This is a genomic window from Chthonomonas sp. (genome assembly GCF_035294165.1).
Lineage (GTDB): Bacteria > Armatimonadota > Chthonomonadetes > Chthonomonadales > Chthonomonadaceae > Chthonomonas.
On sequence record NZ_DATGLN010000090.1, the window covers coordinates 1 to 1,190 of the forward strand.

Annotated in this window: 1 rRNA gene; it reads left to right on the forward strand. The window is 55.8% G+C overall.

The annotated features are described in order from the left end of the window. A 23S ribosomal RNA gene (locus VKV29_RS04745) occupies positions 1 to 1,190 on the forward strand; the annotation flags it as partial.

Consider the following 1,190-nt stretch of genomic DNA (forward strand, 5'->3'; position numbering starts at 1 on the left):
CCCGATCGTCGCAAGGGCAAGGTTTTCCTGGCAACGCGTCGTCGACCAGGAGTAAGTCGGTCCTAAGTGTAATCCCAACGGCGTTACACGAAGAGGGAAACCCGTTAATATTCGGGTACCGCCTTGGTGTCGTTATTGTCGGTTCGCTTTTGCCTTGAGGTAGGGCGAGCAAGGTTTTCGCCTTGTTTAATCGTTCGAGGGTGGGGGAGTGTCGTAATGACGAGAACTCATCCGAGACTAGAATAGCAGGCCATATGGTCTGTTCGCTTGATCCTGAGGGACAGTGAAAGAAGCGAACCTAAGACACCGGGGTGTCCGTACCGAGATCCGACACAGGTGCCCCTAGGTGAGAAGCCTCAGACGTATCGGGTGTACTGTAGGTAAGGGAACTCGGCAAATTAGCCCCGTAACTTAGGAATAAGGGGTGCCTGCGGTTTTAGCGAGAAGCTGGAATCGCAGGTTGCAATAACTAGGGGGTCCCGACTGTTTAATAAAAACACAGTTGACTGCTAATCGGAAACGACTTGTACAGTCAATGAATCCTGGCCAGTGGCGGTACCTAAAACCTGGGTCCAACTGGGCTAAGGGCCGCTTAACGCCGGGAGTAACTCTGACTCTCTTAAGGTAGCCAAATGCCTTGTCGGGTGAGTTCCGACGTGCATGAATGGACCAACGAGGGCCCCACTGTCCCTATCTGCGACCCGGCGAACCCACGTAACGTGGACGAACAGTCCACGAACTTCCATCGGGGAGAGAAGTCCCTGTGGAGCTTTACTGCAGCTTGTCGCTGCGATGCGGTTCCGATTGCAGAGCGTAGTCGGGAGCCGTCGAAGGAGGTCCTCCGGGATCTCTGGAGGCGAAAGTGTAACACCGGCCTTTCGGAACTGCGTCGCTAACCTCGTCAGAGGGACACCGGCAGGTGGGCAGTTCGGCTGGGGCGGCACCCCCTTGAAAAAGTATCGAGGGGGCCCAAAGGTTGGCTCAGGCGGGTCAGAACTCCGCCGTAGAGGGCAAGGCCAAAAGCCAGCTTGACTGGATGTTCAAACGCGAAACATTCAGAGGCGAAAGCCTGGCCTAGCGATCCTTTGTGTCCTCACAGTTGGAGGCCAAAGGTGACAGAAAAGTTACCCCAGGGGTAACAGGCTCGTCGCGGGCGAGAGCTCCAATCGACCCCGCGGTTTGGTACCTCA